20 protein-coding genes are annotated in these 21,031 nt (G+C 28.4%); 6 read left to right on the forward strand and 14 right to left on the reverse strand.

Annotation, left to right across the window (positions count from 1 at the left end; translation table 11 throughout):
• Positions 1 to 186 precede the first annotated feature (186 nt).
• The 9 genes from QP548_RS11775 to QP548_RS11815 all read right to left on the reverse strand — a co-directional run bounded on the left by QP548_RS11775 (position 187) and on the right by QP548_RS11815 (position 7,219).
• A complete protein-coding gene (locus QP548_RS11775) occupies positions 187 to 1,044 on the reverse strand; it encodes a YitT family protein (protein ID WP_057258056.1) in 858 nt (285 codons plus the stop codon).
• A 225-nt stretch (positions 1,045 to 1,269) separates the two neighbouring features.
• Complete coding sequence (locus tag QP548_RS11780) at positions 1,270 to 2,214, reverse strand: transketolase family protein (RefSeq protein ID WP_061426231.1); 945 nt, start codon at positions 2,212 to 2,214, stop codon at positions 1,270 to 1,272.
• Positions 2,214 to 3,038 carry a transketolase gene (locus QP548_RS11785; RefSeq protein WP_060794791.1) on the reverse strand — a complete coding sequence of 275 codons (825 nt, stop codon included), beginning with the start codon at positions 3,036 to 3,038 and terminating at the stop codon, positions 2,214 to 2,216. The genes QP548_RS11780 and QP548_RS11785 overlap by 1 nt, the downstream gene beginning before the upstream one ends.
• 437 nt (positions 3,039 to 3,475) lie before the next feature.
• Positions 3,476 to 3,829, reverse strand: a complete 354-nt coding sequence (locus QP548_RS11790) for a type II toxin-antitoxin system PemK/MazF family toxin (protein ID WP_003458025.1) — start codon at positions 3,827 to 3,829, stop codon at positions 3,476 to 3,478.
• A gap of 5 nt (positions 3,830 to 3,834) precedes the next feature.
• Positions 3,835 to 4,077 (reverse strand): hypothetical protein, encoded by a 243-nt coding sequence (locus QP548_RS11795; protein WP_003465652.1) that lies wholly within the window; start codon positions 4,075 to 4,077, stop codon positions 3,835 to 3,837.
• Between the two features lie 246 nt (positions 4,078 to 4,323).
• Positions 4,324 to 4,917, reverse strand: a complete 594-nt coding sequence (locus tag QP548_RS11800) for a germination lipoprotein GerS-related protein (RefSeq protein ID WP_061426230.1) — start codon at positions 4,915 to 4,917, stop codon at positions 4,324 to 4,326.
• Between the two features lie 60 nt (positions 4,918 to 4,977).
• Positions 4,978 to 6,477, reverse strand: coding sequence for a bifunctional ADP-dependent NAD(P)H-hydrate dehydratase/NAD(P)H-hydrate epimerase (locus QP548_RS11805; RefSeq protein WP_061426229.1), 1,500 nt, complete (start codon positions 6,475 to 6,477; stop codon positions 4,978 to 4,980).
• The gene (gene acpS, locus QP548_RS11810; protein ID WP_061426228.1) at positions 6,464 to 6,865 is read right to left on the reverse strand and encodes a holo-ACP synthase; all 402 of its coding nucleotides are present in this window, start codon (positions 6,863 to 6,865) and stop codon (positions 6,464 to 6,466) included. Before acpS ends, QP548_RS11805 begins: the two co-directional genes overlap by 14 nt.
• A 48-nt stretch (positions 6,866 to 6,913) precedes the next feature.
• Positions 6,914 to 7,219 carry a DUF6514 family protein gene (locus QP548_RS11815; RefSeq protein WP_061426227.1) on the reverse strand — a complete coding sequence of 102 codons (306 nt, stop codon included), beginning with the start codon at positions 7,217 to 7,219 and terminating at the stop codon, positions 6,914 to 6,916.
• Positions 7,220 to 7,587: 368 nt separating this feature from the next.
• Between QP548_RS11815 and QP548_RS11820 the strand changes: the two genes are divergently transcribed.
• Both QP548_RS11820 and QP548_RS11825 read left to right on the forward strand, forming a co-directional pair.
• Positions 7,588 to 11,004 carry an endo-beta-N-acetylglucosaminidase gene (locus tag QP548_RS11820; protein ID WP_061426226.1) on the forward strand — a complete coding sequence of 1,139 codons (3,417 nt, stop codon included), beginning with the start codon at positions 7,588 to 7,590 and terminating at the stop codon, positions 11,002 to 11,004.
• Between the two features lie 503 nt (positions 11,005 to 11,507).
• Positions 11,508 to 12,707 carry an FprA family A-type flavoprotein gene (locus QP548_RS11825; RefSeq protein WP_061426225.1) on the forward strand — a complete coding sequence of 400 codons (1,200 nt, stop codon included), beginning with the start codon at positions 11,508 to 11,510 and terminating at the stop codon, positions 12,705 to 12,707.
• A gap of 75 nt (positions 12,708 to 12,782) precedes the next feature.
• Here QP548_RS11825 and QP548_RS11830 read toward each other — a convergent pair whose 3' ends face one another.
• A complete protein-coding gene (locus QP548_RS11830; protein ID WP_003457980.1) occupies positions 12,783 to 13,127 on the reverse strand; it encodes a single-stranded DNA-binding protein in 345 nt (114 codons plus the stop codon).
• Between the two features lie 153 nt (positions 13,128 to 13,280).
• On the opposite strand from QP548_RS11830, the gene galE reads away from it, so the two are divergent.
• Positions 13,281 to 14,267 (forward strand): UDP-glucose 4-epimerase GalE, encoded by a 987-nt coding sequence (gene galE / locus QP548_RS11835; RefSeq protein WP_003476178.1) that lies wholly within the window; start codon positions 13,281 to 13,283, stop codon positions 14,265 to 14,267.
• A 61-nt stretch (positions 14,268 to 14,328) separates the two neighbouring features.
• Here the strand turns inward: galE and QP548_RS11840 are convergent, their stop codons facing one another.
• Positions 14,329 to 15,180 (reverse strand): YihY/virulence factor BrkB family protein, encoded by an 852-nt coding sequence (locus QP548_RS11840; protein ID WP_061426224.1) that lies wholly within the window; start codon positions 15,178 to 15,180, stop codon positions 14,329 to 14,331.
• Between the two features lie 175 nt (positions 15,181 to 15,355).
• Here QP548_RS11840 and QP548_RS11845 point away from each other — a divergent pair, with 175 nt between their 5' ends.
• Together QP548_RS11845 and QP548_RS11850 are read left to right on the forward strand one after the other, a co-directional pair.
• The gene (locus tag QP548_RS11845; protein ID WP_061426223.1) at positions 15,356 to 16,378 is read left to right on the forward strand and encodes an LCP family protein; all 1,023 of its coding nucleotides are present in this window, start codon (positions 15,356 to 15,358) and stop codon (positions 16,376 to 16,378) included.
• Positions 16,379 to 16,488: 110 nt separating this feature from the next.
• Entirely contained in the window at positions 16,489 to 17,364 is an 876-nt protein-coding gene (locus QP548_RS11850) for an aldose 1-epimerase family protein (RefSeq protein WP_003458008.1), read from the forward strand.
• 36 nt (positions 17,365 to 17,400) lie between these two features.
• Here the strand turns inward: QP548_RS11850 and QP548_RS11855 are convergent, their stop codons facing one another.
• A complete protein-coding gene (locus tag QP548_RS11855; RefSeq protein WP_003458091.1) occupies positions 17,401 to 18,000 on the reverse strand; it encodes a DUF1836 domain-containing protein in 600 nt (199 codons plus the stop codon).
• A gap of 691 nt (positions 18,001 to 18,691) precedes the next feature.
• On the opposite strand from QP548_RS11855, the gene QP548_RS11860 reads away from it, so the two are divergent.
• Complete coding sequence (locus tag QP548_RS11860) at positions 18,692 to 18,931, forward strand: AbrB/MazE/SpoVT family DNA-binding domain-containing protein (RefSeq protein WP_003476163.1); 240 nt, start codon at positions 18,692 to 18,694, stop codon at positions 18,929 to 18,931.
• A 325-nt stretch (positions 18,932 to 19,256) separates the two neighbouring features.
• Here the strand turns inward: QP548_RS11860 and rsmI are convergent, their stop codons facing one another.
• A complete protein-coding gene (rsmI, locus tag QP548_RS11865; protein ID WP_003453470.1) occupies positions 19,257 to 20,099 on the reverse strand; it encodes a 16S rRNA (cytidine(1402)-2'-O)-methyltransferase in 843 nt (280 codons plus the stop codon).
• 2 nt (positions 20,100 to 20,101) lie between these two features.
• On the reverse strand, positions 20,102 to 20,872 hold the full coding sequence (locus tag QP548_RS11870) for a tRNA1(Val) (adenine(37)-N6)-methyltransferase (protein WP_061426222.1): 771 nt from the start codon (positions 20,870 to 20,872) through the stop codon (positions 20,102 to 20,104).
• Positions 20,873 to 21,031 lie beyond the last annotated feature (159 nt).

Genomic DNA, 21,031 nt, shown 5'->3' on the forward strand with positions numbered 1-21,031 from the left:
CTTTTTTCTACTCAACAAATTAAAATCTAAACAAATATTTAGAAAAAATATATATAAATTTACCCGATTGCTATCAACACTAATCTATTTTACTATTTTACCCTACTTTTCTACATTAATCTACTTAATTTTTGTTAATATTTCATACCTTAATGTAAAGCATCTTAATTATATCATAACAAAGTTCTACATTTCTACTAAATCAAGAAAACCTTCTCCAAAGACTTCTTTAGAATCATTTACTGTTATAAAGGCTCTTGGATCTATTTCCTTAATTTTCTTTTTAAGACTTATAAACTGTCTTCTATTTACTACTACATAAAGTATTGTCACAGGTTCCTTTGAATATCCTCCAGTACCCTCTATTTTAGTACATCCTCTTTCAATTTCTTTCATTATTACCTGAGAAATTTCTTCGCTTTTTTCACTAATTATTAGAAGTTGTTTACATGAGTTAAAACCTTCTATTATTTTGTCGATCAATATTCCCATTATAAAAACACCAATTAATCCAAATAAGGCTTTATCAACTCCAAATACTAGAAGTGCACATACTACAACAACACAATCTGCACATAAAAGTGATTTTCCTATTTCAATATGTAAATACTTATTTAATATTTTAGCTACAATAGCTGTTCCCCCTGTTGAAGAATTTTGGCTAAACACTAATGCTATTCCAAAGGCTCCAACTACGCTACCAAAGATAGTAGCTAAAAGCATATTTTCTGTTACTGCAAAAGTTGGTAAAAAGCTTTCTATTAAACTTATTGTTATGGATAATCCAAAGGCTGCATATATACTACGTCCTCCAAAACTTCCACCTATAAGCCAAAATGCTAAAGCAAATAATATAACGTTAGCAATATTCATAAACATTCCTTGTGATATACCTGTTATCTTATTAATAACTAGAGCTAAACCTGATACTCCACCAGCAGCAATATCATTAGGATAATAAAAGTATTCTAAAGATACAGCTAGGAGAATTACTCCTAAAGTAATTATTCCATACTCTTTTAATGTTTTCATACTAATCTTCATTTTAAAAACCCCCTCTTAAATAGATTTATATTTAATTTGCTCTCCCCATTTTAAATTAATTATTAATTCATCATTTATATTATTGCCCTCAATTTTTAATATTAACATTTATATTCATATTTTGGCAATAAAATTCAAATTAATACTTTTTTGTCTTTTTATGTATAAAATAAGAAGCAGCATGAGAAAAATTACTCATGCTGCTTCTTTTCTATATCTTATAGATTATCTTTTTAAGCTTATTGCTTTTTTAGCAGCCTTAACTGCTTCTTCTGAAGTTAATCCATAAGCCTTTAATAATTGGTCTGGTTTACCACTTTCTCCGAATGTATCTTTAACACCAACTCTAACTACTGGTACTGGATATTCTCCTCCAACAACCTCAGCTACAGCTGATCCTAATCCTCCGATTATATTATGCTCTTCTAATGTAACTATTGCTCCAGTTTCTTTAGCAGCTTTTAATATAAGCTCTGAATCTATTGGTTTAATAGTATGAATGTTTATTAATCTAGCATTAATTCCTTCTTTAGCTAAAGCTTCAACAGCTTCTATAGCTACATCAACCATTATACCTGTTGCAAATAATGTTACATCATTACCTTCTCTTAATTCTATACCTTTTCCAATTTCAAATTTGTACTCTGGTCTATCATTTATTACATTAACTCCTGCTCTTCCTAATCTTACGTAGCAAGGTCCATTGTATTCAGCAATAGCTCTTATTGCAGCTTCTGTTTCAACTGCATCTGATGGGCATATTACTGTCATGTTTGGTATACTTCTCATTAAAGATAAATCTTCTATAGCTTGGTGTGATGCTCCATCTTCACCAACTGTTAAACCAGCATGAGTAGCACATATTTTTACATTTAATCTTGGGTAACATATTGAGTTTCTTATTTGCTCAAATGCTCTTCCAGCAGCAAACATAGCAAATGTACTAGCAAATGGAATTTTTCCACAAGTTGATAAACCTGCTGCTACTGACATCATATTTCCTTCTGCAATACCCATATTTATAAATCTTTCTGGACATGCTTTTTTGAAATCAGCAGTTTTAGTTGATTTTGAAAGGTCTGCGTCTAAAACTACTATATTCTTATTTTCGTTAGCTAAAGCAGCTAATGCTTTTCCGTATGCTTCTCTAGTTGCTATTTTTTTCGCCATTAGTTGTCCCCTCCGATCTCTTTTATAGCTTGCTCACATTGCTCTTTAGTTGGAGCTGTTCCATGCCAAGCTGCTTCATTTTCCATAAATGAAACCCCTTTACCTTTTACTGTGTTACAAACTATGCAAGTTGGTGCTCCTTTTGTACTCTTAGCTTTTTGTATAGCATTCATTATTTCTTCATAATCATGTCCGTTTATAACTATTACATTCCATCCAAAAGCTTCGAATTTCTTGTCTATTGGACATGGACTCATTACTTCTTTAATGTCACCATCTATTTGTAATCCATTGAAGTCAACGAAAGCAGTTAAGTTGTCTAATCTGTAGTGAGCTGCTGACATAGCTGCTTCCCAAACTTGACCCTCTTCTAACTCTCCATCTCCTAAAATAGTAAATACTCTATAATCTTTGTTGTCTAATTTACCAGCTAATGCCATACCTACAGCTGCTGATATACCTTGACCTAAAGAACCAGTTGACATATCGATTCCTGGTAAGTCGTTCATATTTGGATGTCCTTGAAGGTTTGAACCAAATTTTCTTAATGTTGTTAATTCTGCTGGATCAAAATATCCTCTTCTTGCTAAAGCACTATATAATACTGGTGCTGCATGTCCTTTTGATAAAACGAATCTATCTCTATTTGGATCCTTTGGATTTTTTGGATCAATATTCATTTCATCGAAGTATAAAATTGTTACTATATCTGCGATTGATAAAGATCCACCTGGATGTCCTGATGCTGACTCAGTAAGCATAGTTACTATGTCTTTTCTTATAACCTTAGACATGCTTTTTAACTCTTGTATCTTGTTGCTCATAATGACCTCCTGTACATTTATGTAAACTTTTTTAAAATATTGTTTTACCTTTTTGCCAAGTTCATTCTATCATAAAAAATTGATTTTTCATATAGTAATTTTTTATTTATGCTAATCTTTTTATGCTTTTTGCTTTCATTAAGAGTATTCTAATACCTAATTAGACTACTCTATTTTTCTTTAATTTTTATAGCTTAAGCTCATTTTTTTAATATTAAAGACTATAATAGTATATCCTGGATAAATTTTTATATGAAAAAGTTTTAATTAGAGTATCACATTTATAGCTTTAATACTATACAAAAATTATATCGATTACAATTAATTATTTTTTTTAATTTTATATATTATTAGCTAAAAAATATTGAAAAATTCCTTTTTAAGACTAAAAAATTAAGGCTATGATTAAATATTTAATCATAGCCTAAGTTATCTAATTATTGTAAGTTTAAACTTATTAACAGAGATTTATTTACCTTTTTCATATCGTCCTCTGTCATATGTCCAATTTTCTCTTTTAATCTCTTCTTATCTAAAGTTCTTATTTGCTCTAAAAGAACAACAGAATCTCTATTTAACCCATATTCCTCAGAAGAAATTTCTACATGTGTAGGCAATTTTGCCTTATTTATTTGTGAAGTTATAGCCGCAACGATTACAGTTGGACTATACCTATTTCCTATATCATTTTGTATTATTATGACTGGTCTTATTCCCCCTTGCTCTGATCCAACAACTGGACTAAGGTCAGCATAAAATATATCCCCTCTTTTTACATTCAAACTAGCCATTTATATCACACTCCGCAAAGCCATGTCTCATATTCTATTTGATCAAAGTATTCTACAGAAGTTCCTTCTTCAGCATATTGTGAATTTATTAAAGCCATAGCCTTATATCCTTCCTTCATTGCTTCGTAAAAGTCGTCTTCTTTTTTGTCCTCACTATATGTTATTATATTTCTTCCTTTTAATTGACTAAAATTTTCGATTTTTTTTTCTTTTTTTGAATCTTGTTTATTAATCTTTGATACTGACATGTACATCACTCCTAAATGTAAAAAGAGTTATAAAATTATGTATAGATTATATTACAAAATATGCCACCTTGTCAAAGATTTCATCTTATGCACATGATATTTTTTGACATAATATTTATTATTAAACTTGTTTACTATTATTTTTTCTTAATAAAATATATTGAATATGTAAAACTATATCTAAATATAAATAATTTATAATCTTTTAATATTGTGATTGCTAAAAAAGCAATCACAATATTAATTTTAATTTTTAACTTTACTAAAGTTGTTGAACTTTATAGAAACACTTTCTGAATCATCCCTATCATAAATTGTAGCTTCTTTAGGAACTTTTTTCTTTGCATCTATAATCATTACTTCTCTCGAAAAATTTTCATTCCCATTTAAATTTTTAAATTCTAGTATTATTTCAGACTTCTCATTTTCATCATTCCACTTGTAAGTAAATTCATGTTCTTCATTACATAAATCCTTTAATTCATTTATGAACATAAATCTATAGAACTGATCATAGTCTCTTCCAACTTCATAAGTCTTTTCATCTTTAACGTAGTTTATTATTATTTTGTCCTTTTCAAATAATTGTTCTCTATCATCTAAAACAATTTTTGTGCCAACTTCTTCGTCATAATAAATTCTACCTTTTTCTTGGAACTGACCTCTAGAATTTTTAACATCATATATTATTTCTGTTTCATAAGATTCTATAGAAAACATATCTTCCAATATATCTTCTGGTATTAAATTATAAGTTCTTTGATAGATAGCTAGTCCACCTATAACCCCTAAGATTATAATTAATAGTATTATGAGTATGGCATTTCTTTTACTCTTCATGAAAATCCTCCCAATGAAACCTTATACCTTACATACTATTAATTAGTAATCCTTTTTATTCTAAAAGCTAATCAATTCTTTAATTTTATTAGAAATATTTTTTATAATTTCCATAGCACTTACTGTGAAATTCTCCTTTGATAATTCATCACCTACGTATCCATGTATATATGCTCCTAAAATAGCCGCATCAAAACTATTTACTCCTTGGGATATTAATGAGGTTATAATTCCTGTTAATGTATCTCCCATTCCCCCTGATGCCATAGAACTATTCCCAGTAGGATTCACAAATACTTTATCCCCATCAGTTATTATTGTATTATATCCTTTTAATAGAACTATAACTCCATTTTCTTTTGCAAAATCCTTAGCAATTCCAATTCGATCTCTTTCAATATCTTTAATCTCTAGACCTAATAATCTTGCCATCTCTCCTGGATGTGGTGTTAATACTATGTTCCCTTTAAACTCTTTTAAAATAGATTTTTTTCTCTCTAATACATTGATTCCATCTGCGTCTATGACAATATTTCCACTATAAATATTAAATATATTGTTTAACACTTCAAATGTTAAATCATTATTCCCCATACCAGGGCCAAAAGCAATTACATTTGCCCCACCAATAAATTCTTCGTATTCTTCTTTAGAATTATATGTTCCTGTCATTCCTTCGTTTAACTTAATAGATAATTCACTTTGGACATCTTTATGAGTAAATACTGTAACTAAACCAGCTCCAGTCTTTATGGTTGCTTGCCCTACCATGTAAGCAGCTCCAATAAACCCTTTATGTCCAGCAAATATCAAAGATCTTCCATATGTACCTTTATGACCATATTTATTTCTATAAGGAAATTTATTTCTTATGTATTCTCTATCTGTAAATCTTATACTATCTGAGTTTTTATAAACTATACTCTTAGGTATTCCTATATCTACAATTTTTAAATCACCTAAATATTCAAAGCTTTTGTAATTTAAAAATCCTAATTTATAAACTTGAAAACTTATGGTTTCATTAGCCTTAACAGCTATTTCACAAATACTACCATCATCTGAATTTATACCTGATGGAACATCTATAGAAACTGTAAATTTACTATTTTCATTTATACATTTTATAGTTTCAAAATATATTCCAGAAATCTCTTTATTGAGTCCAGTTCCAAAAATACCATCAATAAGTATTTCACTATTTATTATGTTATTTTTTAATATCTCTAAATGCTTAGTATTAGATATATCTTGTATATAGCAACCTAGATTTTCTAATATAGTGCGGTTAGTTTTATAATCTACAGATCCTTCTTTTTCTTTCTCTAATATATGTACATAAACTTTTTTACCTTTATTTAATAGATGTCTTGCAATGCCTAAGGCATCACCACCATTATTGCCTCTTCCAGAAATAATAGTAAAACTTTCCTTAGTTAAATCTATATTTTCTAAAAATTTAATTATGGCATTTTCCATCAAAACTATGCTTGGCATATTAAACTTTTCTATATAATCTTTATCCATATTTCTTATGCTATTAGAACTACATATTTCCATAATATTCACCCTCCAAAACAGAATATGCAATTGCATTACTATTATTATGAGAGATACTTAAATGTATCCTTAGTGAATTATTATTTCCAACTAGTTTATTCCCTATTAAATTTGCACCACTATGCAAAATAACTTCAGGTTTTCCTAATTCATTTCTAAGAATTTCAATATCTTTAAAAGAGAATCCCCTTATACCAGTTCCTAAAGCCTTACTTACAGCTTCCTTAGCAGCAAAATTTCCAGCTATAACCTCACTATTCATGTTTCTACTAATAAAATAATCTATTTCTCTTTCAGTAAATAACTTACTTAAAAATTTTTTATTATTTTGAATAGCTTGTCTAACTCTTTCTATTTCAATGATGTCCACACCAATACCTATTATCATAGAGATCCTCTCCCTTAATCATTAATATATTTATCTACTATGATACTACTAGAAAGCAAAATCAGCCACACAGTTATCAACGTCTTCACCTATAACATCAATTAGATGTATAGGTGATACTTCGTACTTATGCAATTTCTCCACTAAGACTTCTACCTTATCTTTATTTGGAGATATCTTATCAACTGAATCTCTTTCTATATTAATTAAATCTGAATCCTTAAAATCTTTTCTTTCAACTTCTATTCCATACACTGTTGTTCCCTTAAAACAAGTTTCTATTAATCTATAACAGAATTTGTAACATTTATCTTCTAAATTTATTTCCTTATACAGATTTTTTACGATTTTCATTTAATTTCCTCCTTATTTCCCTATGTTATATGCATGTACACCTTAATCATCTTTATCTTATCACCTTTATTAAAAAAAACATGTCAAATCATGCACATATAAATATATTTTTTATCGTTATTTAACGACATAAGTCTCTTAATCAAAACCCAAATTTCATTTTTTTTGTATTTTTCTGTGAAAATTTCTTCTTTTTTATCTTTATTTTTTTATCTTTTCATAATTCAGTAATAAATTTTATGAAAACGATATAAAAGCTATAATTTATCCACTTATTATGCAATTAGTTATATTTATGAAAATATCTAATTATGTAATAATTCTTCCTGTAATCGTTATACATAAATTAAATATTAGGGGGATTTTTTATGACTAACAAACAAAAAATGCGTAAGCGTAGAAGGGCTTTACTTTGTGTTTTTGCAGCATTTGCATTTTCTTTTAATCCTTTAGGAAAGATAGCTTACGCAACACCTAAACAAAACACAAGTATTGTAAATCAGATACAAACTCAAGAAGAAACTTCAAACTCAATTCAGAATCAACCAATCTCATCTTATTGGTATCCAGAAGATTTATTAAAATGGAGTGCTAACAATGATAAAGATGCACAATTCAATAAAAGTACAGTTCCATTAGCAAAAAGAGTCGAAAAAGATAAACTTGACACTATTAATGATACTCAAAATAAAGATGTTAAAGTTGTAGCAATTTCAATAATGAATGCTAACACTAGTGGTAACCCATCACAAGGTTCAAATAAATTTAGTGCTAATACATTCTCTTATTGGCAATACATAGATAAATTAGTTTACTGGGGTGGATCAGCTGGAGAAGGATTAATAGTTCCTCCAAGTCCAGATGTTACTGACTCAGCACACAGAAATGGGGTTCCTGTTTTAGGTACTGTATTCTTCCCTATGACAGCTCATGGCGGAAAAATGGAATGGTTAAATAAATTCCTTGAAAAAGATTCTAATGGAAACTTCCCTATAGTAGATAAATTAATTGAAGTTGCAGAAAACTATGGCTTTGATGGTTGGTTCATAAATCAAGAAACTGAAGGAACTGAACAAGAGCCTTTAACTCCTGAACATGCTAAGCTTATGCAAGAATTAATAAAGCAATTTAAAGCTAAGTCTAATGGAAAACTTGAAATCATGTGGTATGATTCAATGACAAAAGATGGGGATATGGATTGGCAAAATGCATTAACTGATAAAAATGAATATTTCTTATTAGATGGAGATAAAAACAAAGTTGCTGATAGTATGTTCTTAAATTTCTGGTGGACAAATAACAGTTTAAAAGATAAAGATTTATTAAGAGTATCTAACGAAAAAGCTAAAGAAATAGGAATAAACCCTTATGACTTATATGCTGGAATAGATGTTCAAGCAAATGGATATAAAACTCCTCTTAGATGGACTCATTATCAAAGAGATGAGCAAGCTCCATTTACTTCATTAGGTTTATATTGTCCAAGCTGGACTTATTTTGATGCTAAAACTCCAGAACAATTCCAAGAAAATGAAAGCAAATTATGGGTTAATGAACATGGTGATCCATCAAAAGCAACTAATGCCCAAGGAGTTGATTGGAGAGGAATTTCAACATACTCTGTTGAAAAAAGTGCTGTAACTAGCCTTCCATTTACAACTAACTTTAATATGGGTAATGGATATGATTTTTATGTTGATGGTAATAAAGTATCTACTCAAGATTGGAATAATAGAAGTTTAAATGATATAATGCCAACTTACAGATGGGTTATTTCAAATGAAGAAAATAATAATGTAAAAGCTGACATAGATTATACTACTGCTTACTATGGTGGTAACTCAATTAAACTTTCTGGTTACCTAGCTGAAGGAAAATCTTCTACAATAAAACTTTATAGTTCTGATTTGACTTTACCTGAAGGTGTACAATTCACTACTACTGCTAAGGCTAATGGAAATACTGTAGATATGGATTTAGTTCTTACATTCCATGATGGTACAGAAACTACTATTTCTGCTGATAAGAAACTTGGTACTGATTGGACTAAACTTACTTATGATGTTTCACCATATGTAGGAAAATCAATTAAAACTATTTCTTATAAACTTTCAAGCCCAGTATGTGTTGATAACTTCTCAGCAAACTTAGGTAATATAACAATAGAAATTCCTAACTCAAGTTCAAAAGTAAATATATCTAATGCTAAATTAAATGATGTTGACTTTAAAGATGGAATATATGCAGGTGCTAGACTTTCATGGAGCCCTGAAGGAAATTCTTCTGATGTACATCATTATGAAGTTTACAGAGTTATGAATGATGGAACTAAAGTTTTACTAGGTGCAACTCCTAATACAAGTTATTATGTTAGTGATTTAAGAAGAAATGATAAAGAAACAAATACTAATTTTGAGGTAGTTGCTGTTAACAAAAACTTTAACAGAGGAAATAGCCAAAGTATAAATATGGAATGGCCTGCTTACCCTGCTCCAACAGCATCATTTAAGGTTTCAAATACACTAATAGCACCAGGACAATCAGTAACCTTTACTAACACTAGTTCTGAAGTTACAGAAGAAATCCAATGGAAATTCCCAGGTGCTAAAGTTGAAAGTAGTACAGAACAAAATCCAACAGTTACTTATGAAAAGGAAGGTGTTTATCCAGTAATACTTACTGCTAAAAATTCTTCTGGAGAAAATGTGGAAACTAAAACTGAACTTATAACTGTTACAAATGCTGCAAAAGATGGTTTAGTAAACTTATCACTTAATAAATCAGCTACAGCATCAAGCTTTGTAAACGAGAATGAAGCTCCTCAATATGCTTTAGATGGAAATGTTAAAACTAAATGGTGTGCCGTAGGCTCTGCTCCTCATACATTAACAATAGATTTAGGGGATATTAAAACTATAGGAGAATTAGAAATAAGCCATGCAGAAGCAGGGGGAGAAAGCAGTGGTATGAACACTAAAGCTTACTCTTTTGAAGTTAGTAATGATGGTGAAAACTTTACTCCTGTATTAAATGTAGATGATAATACAAAGGCTATAAGCAATGATGCTTTCCCTGTTACTAAAGCTAGATATGTTAGATTAAATATTATTCAGCCAACTCAAGGTGCAGACTCTGCAGCTAGAATATACGAGGTTGCTGTAAAGGGATTAGATGGAAATGTAGATTTACCACCTGTAATGAACCCTGATGATTCAAATAAACCAGTTGATCCTGATAATCCAGAAAATCCAGACAAACCAAATAATCCTGAAAAACCTGAAAACCCAGATAATCCTGGTAATACAGATAAGCCTGTTAATCCTGATCAACCTGGCGATTCTGAAAAACCAGAAACTCCAAACAAACCTGGTGATACAGAAAATCCAGGTGAAAAACCTTCTGAGCCATCTGCTTTAGTTAGTAAAGAAATCACTGAAAATAGTGCTTTACTAAGCTGGAAGGCTCCTGAAAAAGTAGAATCAATTCAAGAATATGTTGTTTATCAAGATGGAAAAGAAATTGGTAGAGTTCCTACTGACAAAACACCACTTGAATTCTTAGTTAAAGACTTAAAACCTAACACTAAATATAACTTTGAAGTATCTTCAATTGATAAAGATGGAAAAGAATCAGATAAAATATCATTAGAAGTTACTACAAAGAAAAAAGATAATGGAAATTTACCTAATACAGGATCACCTATAGGGGCTGGTGCTTTAGCTACTACTGGAATTGCTTTATCATCTGCTGGTGTTTATTTAACTTTAAAGAAAAAAAGAAAATAAATAATGAATTATAAATAAAAATAAATTTAAAATAGCCATACTAAAGTATGGCTATTTTTACTTATACCCAAAGATATTTTTACAGTTTATACCAATGGTTTCATGCAATTTTCAACTAAAACTTATTAAATATCCATGCTAATTTTCTGAAAATTCTCAATTGTTTTTTAGTTTAAAAATCAGTTAATAATGCCCAATTTCTATTTACTTTTAACCCTAAAAGTGTATAATTAATAATATCAATTAATAAAATTTATTATTTGATATTATTAATTAATTAAGAAGTTAATTAAGTTTTTTTATATCATTTTATCAAAAATTTATAAAGTTATTTAACATAGTAAAATAATTATTGGTAATTATATATAAAGATAATTTGTACTTTTAATTAATTTAATATCATTTTAGGTTTATGTATAAAATAATTCTTAATTTATAAAAAATATTACATTTTGAAGGGAGGTAGCTGCATATTATTCTACAAAAAATATGTAGCGTATGTAGTGAAGCACTTAAATATTAAAGACGATTTATTTTGGGTAGGAGCATTAGATCCAAACCTTAGAGTATTTGACATAATAATGTACACACCTTACGGAACAACTTATAATTCATATGTTGTAAAAGGTAGTGAAAAAACAGCAATATTTGAAACTGTAAAAGCTGAATTCTTTGATCAATATATAGCAAGATTAAAAGACTTAGGTGTAGAACCTTCAGAAATTGACTATATCGTTGTAAGTCATACTGAGCCTGACCATGCTGGTTCTATAGGTAAAATATTAGAATTAGCTCCTAATGCTAAAATAGTAGCATCACCTATAGCTATTAACTATATAAAAGAAATAGTTAATGGAGATTTCGAATCAATCCCAGTTAAAGATGGAGATTCAATTTCTTTAGGAAATAAAACTTTAAAATTCATGTCAGTACCATTCTTACACTGGCCTGATACAATCTACACTTACGTAGAAGAAGATAAAACTCTTATCACTTGTGATTCATTTGGAAGCCACTATTCTTGTGAAGAAATGTTTGATGATTTAATTCCTAATGAAGAAGAATATATGGAAGCATTAAAATACTACTTTGATTGTATAATGGGACCATTTAAACCATATGTTTTAAAAGCTCTTGATAAAATAAAAGAATTAGACATAGAAATAATCTGTCCAGGTCATGGTCCAATCTTAAGATCTAACCCATATAAAGTGGTTAATCTTTATAAAGAATGGAGTACTCCAGCTCCAGCTAAGGAAGTTAAAAAAGCTTCAATATTCTATGTTTCTGCATATGGATATACTAAACAATTAGCTGAAAAAATAGCTGAAGGTATTAAATCTACTGGAAACTTAGACATAAATCTATTTAATATAATAGAACATGATATGACAGAATTAGTTGGCGAAGTTGGTTCATCAGATGCTATATTATTTGGTTCTCCAACAATCGTAAATGAACTTGTTGAGCCAGTAAGAGACTTAATGGCAAAACTTAACCCTGTAGTTCATGGTGGAAAAATAGCTGGTGCCTTTGGTTCATATGGATGGAGTGGTGAAGCTGTTCCTAGAATAGAAAGTAGATTAAAAGAATTAAGAATGAAAATGCCTGTTGAAGGTTTAAGAATTAAATTTAAGCCATCAGAAGAAGAAGCTCAAAAAGCTTTCGACTTTGGTGTTGAAATAGGAAATGCTTTAAAATAATTCTTAACTTAAATTATACTAAATATACATTAACCAAAAAGTAGTAAGTAAATATTTGCTTACTACTTTTTTATATTAAAAGTTATTATCTACCCTATCATGATTAAAATTAACACATTTAAAATCTTCTACAGATACTTCTACAATATATCTTCTCTTCCCTTCAGTATCCTCAAAGCTTCTTGTTATAAGTCTTCCACTAACACTTAAAAGATCTCCTTTTTTTAGATATTTACAAGCTATCTCTGCTTTTTTTTCCCACATTATTATTGGAATAAAATCTTTTTTTCTTTCTCCTGTGGAAGACTTAAAATTTCTTGCCACAGCAATTGTGAATTTTGTATATACCTTCTCCCCACCCTCTACATATCTTAACTCTGGATCCTTTACTAAACGTCCTAATAAAACTATTTTATTCATTTAATATGACCTCCTAAAAAATTCTCACCTGTTATTTTAACCAAAAAAGTGAAATTTATTCAAAATTCATATTAAATTTCGTTTATTTTAGTAAAACTTTTACCTAAAATAGTATATAATGTTATTAGAATAAAATTTACTGGAGGTATTAACATGGCAATTTTAGTTTGTGGTGGTGCTGGCTATATAGGTAGCCATATGGTTGCAGAATTAATTGAAAACAATAAAGAAGTTGTTATCTTAGATAACTTCGAAAAAGGACATGAAGATGCTATTCTTGGCGGAAAACTTTATAAAGGTGATTTAAGAGATAGAAAAATATTAGACAAGATTTTTACTGAAAATAACATAGAAGCTGTTATTGACTTTGCTGCCTACTCTCTTGTTGGGGAAAGTATGACAGAGCCTTTAAAATATTTCAATAATAACGTTTCAGGAACTATAAGTTTATTAGAAGCTATGAGAGATCATAATGTAAAATACATAGTTTTCTCTTCAACAGCTGCTACTTATGGAGAACCTGAAAATATTCCTATATTAGAAACTGATAAAAATCTTCCTACAAATGCTTATGGAGAATCTAAGCTTCTTGTTGAAAAGATTTTAAAATGGTGTGATACTGCTTATGGAATAAAATACACTGCTTTAAGATACTTCAATGCTGCTGGCGCTCATGTTAACGGAAAAATTGGAGAAGATCATGCTCCTGAAACTCATTTAATTCCTTTAATATTACAAGTTGCATTAGGAAAAAGAGATAAAATAATGATGTTTGGAGATGATTATGATACTAAAGACGGTACTTGTGTAAGAGATTATATCCATGTATCAGATTTAGCATCTGCTCACTCATTAGCACTAGAAAGATTAATGAATGGTGGAGAAAGCAGAATATACAATCTTGGTAATGGTACTGGATTTACTGTAAAAGAAGTTGTAGAAGTTGCAAGAAAAGTAACTGGACACCAAATCCCAGCTGAGGTAGCTCCTAGAAGAGCTGGAGACCCAGCTATATTAATAGCTTCATCTGATAAAGCTATTGAAGAATTAAATTGGAAACCTAAATTCAATTCATTAGAAACAATAATTGAAACTGCTTGGAATTGGCATAAAAACCATCCAAATGGATATGAAAAATAATAAATGATAATTATAAAAAGAGTCATTTAACCATTAAGGCAATGACTCTTTTTTTATTTCTCTATAAATCTTTTAATCTATTTTTTTCAGCTAAAACAGCATTTATTTCTCCACCTAAAATCAATATCATAGAAGTTATAAACATCCATGTCATAAACATAAATACGGCTCCTAAACTTCCATATAATCTTGAGTAATTACTAAAATTATTTACATAATAGGCAAAAATATATGAAATTGATATCCAACCTAATGTTGTTATGACGGCTCCTGGAATTACCTCAAGCCATCCTAACCTTACACAAGGAGTTGCATTGTATAAAAACATAAAAAATAATATCATTATTAAAATAACTACTACATACCTTAGCATATTCCATATATAATATATAAACTCTGGATGCTCTAATACTTTCATAAAGAAATCCCCTATTACATCACCAAATACAAATAAGAATAAAGTAGCTATAACAATTAATGCTAATAAAATTGTGTATATCATAGAAATTAATTTTAACTTTATATAAGACCTGGTTTCTTTAACTCCATAGGCTTTATTTAGCCCCTTTATTACGGCTTTAAACCCTGAAGATGATACCCATATGGCTAAAGCTATACTTATCCATAATAATCCTGTTTGCTCTCTGTCTACTATTTCAATAACAGTACTTTGTATTAGATTAAAGGCTTCTGTTGGCATTACATTACTTAATAAATTAAGAACTGCATCACTATTTAAATGACTAAATCCTACTAAGGTCATTAAGAACATTAAAAAAGGAATAAATGATAATACCATATAATATGCCAATTGAGCTCCTAATGCAAAAATATCGTCATCTCCTATTTTTTTTATAAACATAACAAGAAATATTACGGTTTTTCTCAAAAAACCTTTTGATTTCTTCTCCATAACTTGCTCCTTATAAATCATACTAATTCTATAATTAACTATAGATATATTAATTATACACATTTATAATTAATATGTATAATTAATAAAAATGTAACTTTTCTGTTAATCTATAGGAATAAAATTATACTAGTGAATTGTGTAAAATTTTAAATGGTGAAGGTTGGTGAAATCAATGTCGCAAGGCAAACATGCAAAAAATAATAATTCTAATAGTAAAAGCAATGTACCTAAGAAAAAAAGTAAAGTGAAAGTAATAGTATTAACATTATTCTTCTTATTAATTATAGGTATAGGACTTGGAGCTACATATGTTTACTCAACATTAAATAAAATGGACATAAAGAAAATAGCTCAAGATGATAAATCTTTAGGTATTGATGAATCAAATAAAGACCTATTCCAAGATGGTATTTTAAATATAGCTCTTTTTGGAGTAGATAGTAGGGAACATAATAATGTTGGGCGTTCTGACTCCATAATAATAGCTACAATAGATACTAAGCATGATAAAATAAAACTTACATCTCTTATGAGAGATAGTTATGTTGAAGTTGATGGGCATGGTAAAACTAAATTAACTCACGCTTATGCTTACGGTGGCCCTACTTTAGCATTAAAAACAATAAACGAAAACTTTGGATTAGATATAAAAGACTATGTAACTGTTAATTTTGATCATTTAGCAGAAATAATAGATTATTTAGGTGGAGTTTCAATAAACATAAAACCTTATGAAGTTAAGGAAGTTAATAATTATGCTAAAAATGTTGCAGAAATTGCTGGAACAGAATATAAACCAGTTACTGAAGGTGAACAAGTATTAAACGGTACTCAAGCTGTTGGATATTCTAGAATTCGTTATGTTGGAGATGGAGATTATGAAAGAACTGAAAGACAAAGAAATGTTCTTGATGGAATCATAAAAAAACTTTCTGCATTAAAGCCTTCTGAATACCCTGAAACAGTAAAAAAACTTTTACCTTATGTTGAAACAAACTTAACTCCATCTAAAATACTTAGTATTGCTACTTCTGTAGCCTCAACTGGTATTTCACCAGTTGAAAATATGCGTTTCCCTCTAGATGGATATTGTAAAGGTGAAATGATTGATGGCGTTTGGTACTTAACATTTGATGAAGCTAAAACAAAGGAACAAATACAAGACTATATCTATAAGGATGTTAATCCAAAATAATATATTAACTAGCTGGAAAATAATCTTAAAAGATTGTTTTTCAGCTTTTTTACTATAGAGAATTAATGATATAATTATTTTAAAATATACTACTCTGAAAGGATAAGATTATGATTTATACTCTTGAAAATCAACACTTAAAAATCTCTTTAAGTAATCATGGTGGCGAATTACATAGTATAAAGGGAAAAAAAGATAATACTGAATTTTTATGGTCTGGAGACGAAGCTTATTGGAAATATCATGCTCCAATACTTTTCCCTATAGTTGGTAAAGTATTTAATGGTAAATACACAGTTGATGGTAAAACTTATGAACTTCCTCAACATGGATTAGCTAGAGTTCGTGACTTTGAAATGATAGAACAAACTAAAAACTCAATATCTTTTGAACTAAAATACTCTGAAGATACATTAAAAGTTTATCCTTTTAAATTTTCACTTATAATAAAATACACTTTAAATGATATAAACTTAAGCATAGACTATATTGTAAAGAATTTAGATAATAAAGAAATGTATTTCTCAATTGGTGCCCATCCAGCATTTATGTGTCCTATTGAAAATGATAAATTTGATGATTACTACTTCGAATTTAATGAGAAAGAAAATGCAAGCATAATGCAATTAGTTGGTCCTGGTTATTTCTCAAAAGAAGAAAAACCATATTTAAAGGATGAAAATATAATAAATCTATCTACTGATTTATTTAAAAATGATGCTTTAGTTTTTAAAAATCTAAAATCAAATAAAATTTCATTAAAATCAAAAAATCATAAAAAGTACCTAGAATTTGATTTTGGTGAATTTCCTTACTTAGGATTATGGACAAAAGATACTGGTGCTCCATTTGTTTGTATAGAACCTTGGTTTGGACATGCAGACTTTGATGGATTTAATGGAGAATTTAAGGATAAAGCTGCAATCCAGTCACTTATGCCTAATAAAGAATTCCATTGTAACTATAATATATCTTTCTTTGAATAAAAAAATAAAAAAGCTGAAGCTTTATCTTCAACTTTTTTATTTTTCTTCTTTATGATATCCATTAACTATTTTTTGCACTACTTTCTTTACTACACTTGCTTGTGCTATTAATGTCATAACAGTTAGGAAAGTCACTATGCAATCTCTATCTTCTTCTTTTATATCAGAAACCTGTATTATTTCTTCTATTTTATCGTTATCAACTAATGGCACCTCTAAGAATCTTTTTATGCTCTCTTCTTGTACTTCTCCGAACATCTTATAAGCCGTTTCCCAAGATATTATATCATCGCTTCTATCATTAATATCATTAAATGCTAAAGCAAATACTTTTTTGATCTCATCGGTTTTTAATAGGGGTCTCATATAACTTAATAAAACCAATTGAGCTAAGTGCACCTTAGTATATCCACGTTTTTTCCCATCTTCCGGCTTTGATATTACCTCACTTTTAATATAGTTTTGCACTATATTATTAGTAAATTTATCTTCCGTAAACTTATCATTTAGATAGTCTATAACCTGTGAAAGAAATAAATCATACTTTGGCAAATCATCATAAGAAACCATACTGTTTTTTGACATCTCTTCTGCCAAAACTTTTATTTGTTCAGAATTAAAATTATTAATATCCATAGCACACCTCAAATTTCGTTTTAAACCCTTATTATGTATTATATAGTATTTATAATCACATTACAAGTTAATACCCTCTATTTTGTTTTACATAACTTAAATTTATAAACAATATATAGAATAAATCATATTTATTACAAAAGCTTTTTATATTTAATACTATATAAGTAAAATATATTCAAATTTTTTTGAAAAACTTTAAATATATTTTATCTATTAATGTATTTTTTTTATTAAAAAGTAAATATTTCATTATAAATTTTTAAATTCATATATTTTACCCTATTTTCTTAAATAATAATAAACAATATATTAATTTAATCATAGAATATTATATAAATTAAATAATTTTCTATACGACATTTTTATTATTTTTTTCCAATTTTATTTTTAAATATATATTTTATAAGTTAATTGTTATTTTCTAAGTATAAATTTATATTAATATATCAATATTTATCCTTTTTTTTAACTTTTTGTCAAATAAAAATTAGTCTATTTATGTAAAATAAATTAATCTTTACCTTGACTTTTCAAAAAAATGGTAGTATATTTAATATATAATTGATTGAGAATAAAAAAAATTGTAAACAAACATTTTTTTTGACAAAACATATTGACTTAATATGACAAGTTTGTTAATATTATAATGCGTTTTGTCGAAAGTTGTAAAATGCAAGGAGGAAGTATAATGAAATCAACAGGTGTAGTAAGAAGAGTAGACGAATTAGGAAGAATAGTTATTCCTATAGAGTTAAGAAGAACATTAGATATAGCAGAAAAGGATGCTTTAGAAATCTATGTAGATGGAGAGCAAATCATATTAAAGAAATATGAGCCAGCATGTATATTCTGCGGAGATGCTAGAGATGTTGTTAACTACAAAGGTAAAAACATCTGCCAAAAATGTTTAGATGAATTAAAAAAATAGTAATTAACTTATTTAATATAAATAATTAATTAACATTTTAACCCTAACCAATAATAATTTTTAACACTATATCCCCTTATAGTGTTAAAGCACTTCATAATCCCCTATGAAGTGCTTTATTTTTATTTATCTATACTTTAATAAATATTTTCTTTAAATTACAATTCTTTAATTATAAATTAGTATTTTTTATTTGTTAATCCTAATCAAATAATTATATATACTAAATTTCCCTTTAGTTAAAATATAATTTTATTAAAAGTTACCACATATCTTAAATTAAATATTATAATACTTAAATCCTCTATGTTAAATCTAAAGTAATTTATATATCTAATGAAAATTTATATATTTCTGATTTTGCAACGCCTCTATCCTTTGCTACTTGTTTTATAGCATCTTTTTTCTTCATTCCTTCATTATCTATATAATGTATTATATGTTCCTCTATAGACATACTAATCCATTTTGAAGTATTTTCTTCTTCTATTTCTTTATCTGTTTTTCCTGATATTACACAAACAAACTCACCTTTTGGAGCATTTTCTTCAAAATGAATTTTTGCTTCCTCTAAAGTTCCTCTAAATATTTCTTCATGAAGCTTAGTTAATTCTCTACATATAGCTACTTTTCTATTTCCTAATCCTTCTTTTAAAGTATCTATAGTATCTAATATTCTATATGGTGATTCATATATTATTATTGTTTCTGTTCTATCCTTTATATCTTCAATAAAAGATCTTTTATCCTTATTTTCTCTTGGGAAAAATCCTTTAAACATAAATTTAGTTGTATCTAATCCAGAATATATTAAAGCAGTTGTAAAAGCTGTTGCTCCTGGTAAAACTTCAAATTCTATACCTTCCTCTATACATTTCTCAACAACTACACTTCCTGGATCTGATATTCCTGGAGTTCCAGCATCACTAACTATAGCAACTGAAGTTCCTTCTTTAACTCTTCTAAGTATTTCTTCACCTTTACCTTGCTCATTATGCTTATGATAACTAATTAAAGGCTTTTTAATCTCAAAATGATTTAAAAGCTTAAGTGTTTGTCTTGTATCCTCAGCAGCTATTAAATCAACATTCTTTAAAACCTCTAAGGCTCTTAAAGTTATATCTCCTAAATTTCCTATTGGAGTCGGTACTAAATAAACTTTACTCATTTTTATTTACTCTCCCTTCCATATATCTTATCTATTTCTTCACTATATCCACCTTCATCTTTATACACATATAAAGGTGCTTCCCATTTTAAGAAAGCTCCGCCGTCTCTTTGACCTTCTACTAAAACTATGTTTGCAGCTTTTTTTGTATTTGGATGAACCATTCTAACCCTTTTAGGCTCTATTTTATATTTTCTCATAAGACAAAATATATCAGCTAACCTTTCAGGTCTATGTACCATATAAAGTCTTCCATTATCCTTTAGAAATCTTCTACTTGCTGCTATAACATCCTCTAAATTACACATAATCTCATGTCTAGCTATGGCAAGTTTATCTTCTGGATTTACAATACCTGCATTATTTAACTTATATGGAGGATTTACTGTAACAACATCAAATTTAGGCATTGATTTGCTAAGCTCTTTATCCTTTAAATCTCCACATACAAAGGATACTCTATCTTGAATATTATTAATCTTTGCACTTCTATTTGCCATTTCAGCAAATTCTTCTTGTATCTCAATTCCAACTACTTCTTTAGGATTTTTTTTTCCGTAAATAATAAAAGGAATTATTCCTGTACCTGTGCACAAATCTAATACAGAATGTTTTCTGTTAACATTAGCAAAATTAGCTAGTAAAACAGCATCCACTCCAAATCTAAACCCTTCTTTTTTCTGAATTAGATGTAATCCATCTAACTGTAAATCATCAATGGTTTCATTCTCGTTAACTAAAGTTAAATCCAACTCTTTTAAAGTTTTATTCATACTTCTTCACACTCACCTTTATTATAATCAGTAGACCTGTAAAATCAGTAAATAAATTAAGGCCTCTTTAATTGTTATAGTCTATATTATAGCATATACTCAAAATTCTTAACCTTTTATAAAAAAATATGCCAAACAGCTATTTCTACTGTTTGGCAT

It is taken from the genome of Clostridium sp. UMB9555A, assembly GCF_030222355.1.
Lineage (GTDB): Bacteria > Bacillota > Clostridia > Clostridiales > Clostridiaceae > Sarcina > Sarcina perfringens.

Coding starts and splice junctions, on each gene's coding strand:
- QP548_RS11775 (WP_057258056.1), bottom strand. CDS start 1,044: ATGAAGATTAGTATGAAAACATTAAAAGAGTATGGAATAATTACTTTA.
- QP548_RS11780 (WP_061426231.1), bottom strand. CDS start 2,214: ATGGCGAAAAAAATAGCAACTAGAGAAGCATACGGAAAAGCATTAGCT.
- QP548_RS11785 (WP_060794791.1), bottom strand. CDS start 3,038: ATGAGCAACAAGATACAAGAGTTAAAAAGCATGTCTAAGGTTATAAGA.
- QP548_RS11790 (WP_003458025.1), bottom strand. CDS start 3,829: ATGGCTAGTTTGAATGTAAAAAGAGGGGATATATTTTATGCTGACCTT.
- QP548_RS11795 (WP_003465652.1), bottom strand. CDS start 4,077: ATGTCAGTATCAAAGATTAATAAACAAGATTCAAAAAAAGAAAAAAAA.
- QP548_RS11800 (WP_061426230.1), bottom strand. CDS start 4,917: ATGAAGAGTAAAAGAAATGCCATACTCATAATACTATTAATTATAATC.
- QP548_RS11805 (WP_061426229.1), bottom strand. CDS start 6,477: ATGGAAATATGTAGTTCTAATAGCATAAGAAATATGGATAAAGATTAT.
- acpS (WP_061426228.1), bottom strand. CDS start 6,865: ATGATAATAGGTATTGGTGTGGACATCATTGAAATAGAAAGAGTTAGA.
- QP548_RS11815 (WP_061426227.1), bottom strand. CDS start 7,219: ATGAAAATCGTAAAAAATCTGTATAAGGAAATAAATTTAGAAGATAAA.
- QP548_RS11820 (WP_061426226.1), top strand. CDS start 7,588: ATGACTAACAAACAAAAAATGCGTAAGCGTAGAAGGGCTTTACTTTGT.
- QP548_RS11830 (WP_003457980.1), bottom strand. CDS start 13,127: ATGAATAAAATAGTTTTATTAGGACGTTTAGTAAAGGATCCAGAGTTA.
- galE (WP_003476178.1), top strand. CDS start 13,281: ATGGCAATTTTAGTTTGTGGTGGTGCTGGCTATATAGGTAGCCATATG.
- QP548_RS11840 (WP_061426224.1), bottom strand. CDS start 15,180: ATGGAGAAGAAATCAAAAGGTTTTTTGAGAAAAACCGTAATATTTCTT.
- QP548_RS11845 (WP_061426223.1), top strand. CDS start 15,356: ATGTCGCAAGGCAAACATGCAAAAAATAATAATTCTAATAGTAAAAGC.
- QP548_RS11850 (WP_003458008.1), top strand. CDS start 16,489: ATGATTTATACTCTTGAAAATCAACACTTAAAAATCTCTTTAAGTAAT.
- QP548_RS11855 (WP_003458091.1), bottom strand. CDS start 18,000: ATGGATATTAATAATTTTAATTCTGAACAAATAAAAGTTTTGGCAGAA.
- QP548_RS11860 (WP_003476163.1), top strand. CDS start 18,692: ATGAAATCAACAGGTGTAGTAAGAAGAGTAGACGAATTAGGAAGAATA.
- rsmI (WP_003453470.1), bottom strand. CDS start 20,099: ATGAGTAAAGTTTATTTAGTACCGACTCCAATAGGAAATTTAGGAGAT.
- QP548_RS11870 (WP_061426222.1), bottom strand. CDS start 20,872: ATGAATAAAACTTTAAAAGAGTTGGATTTAACTTTAGTTAACGAGAAT.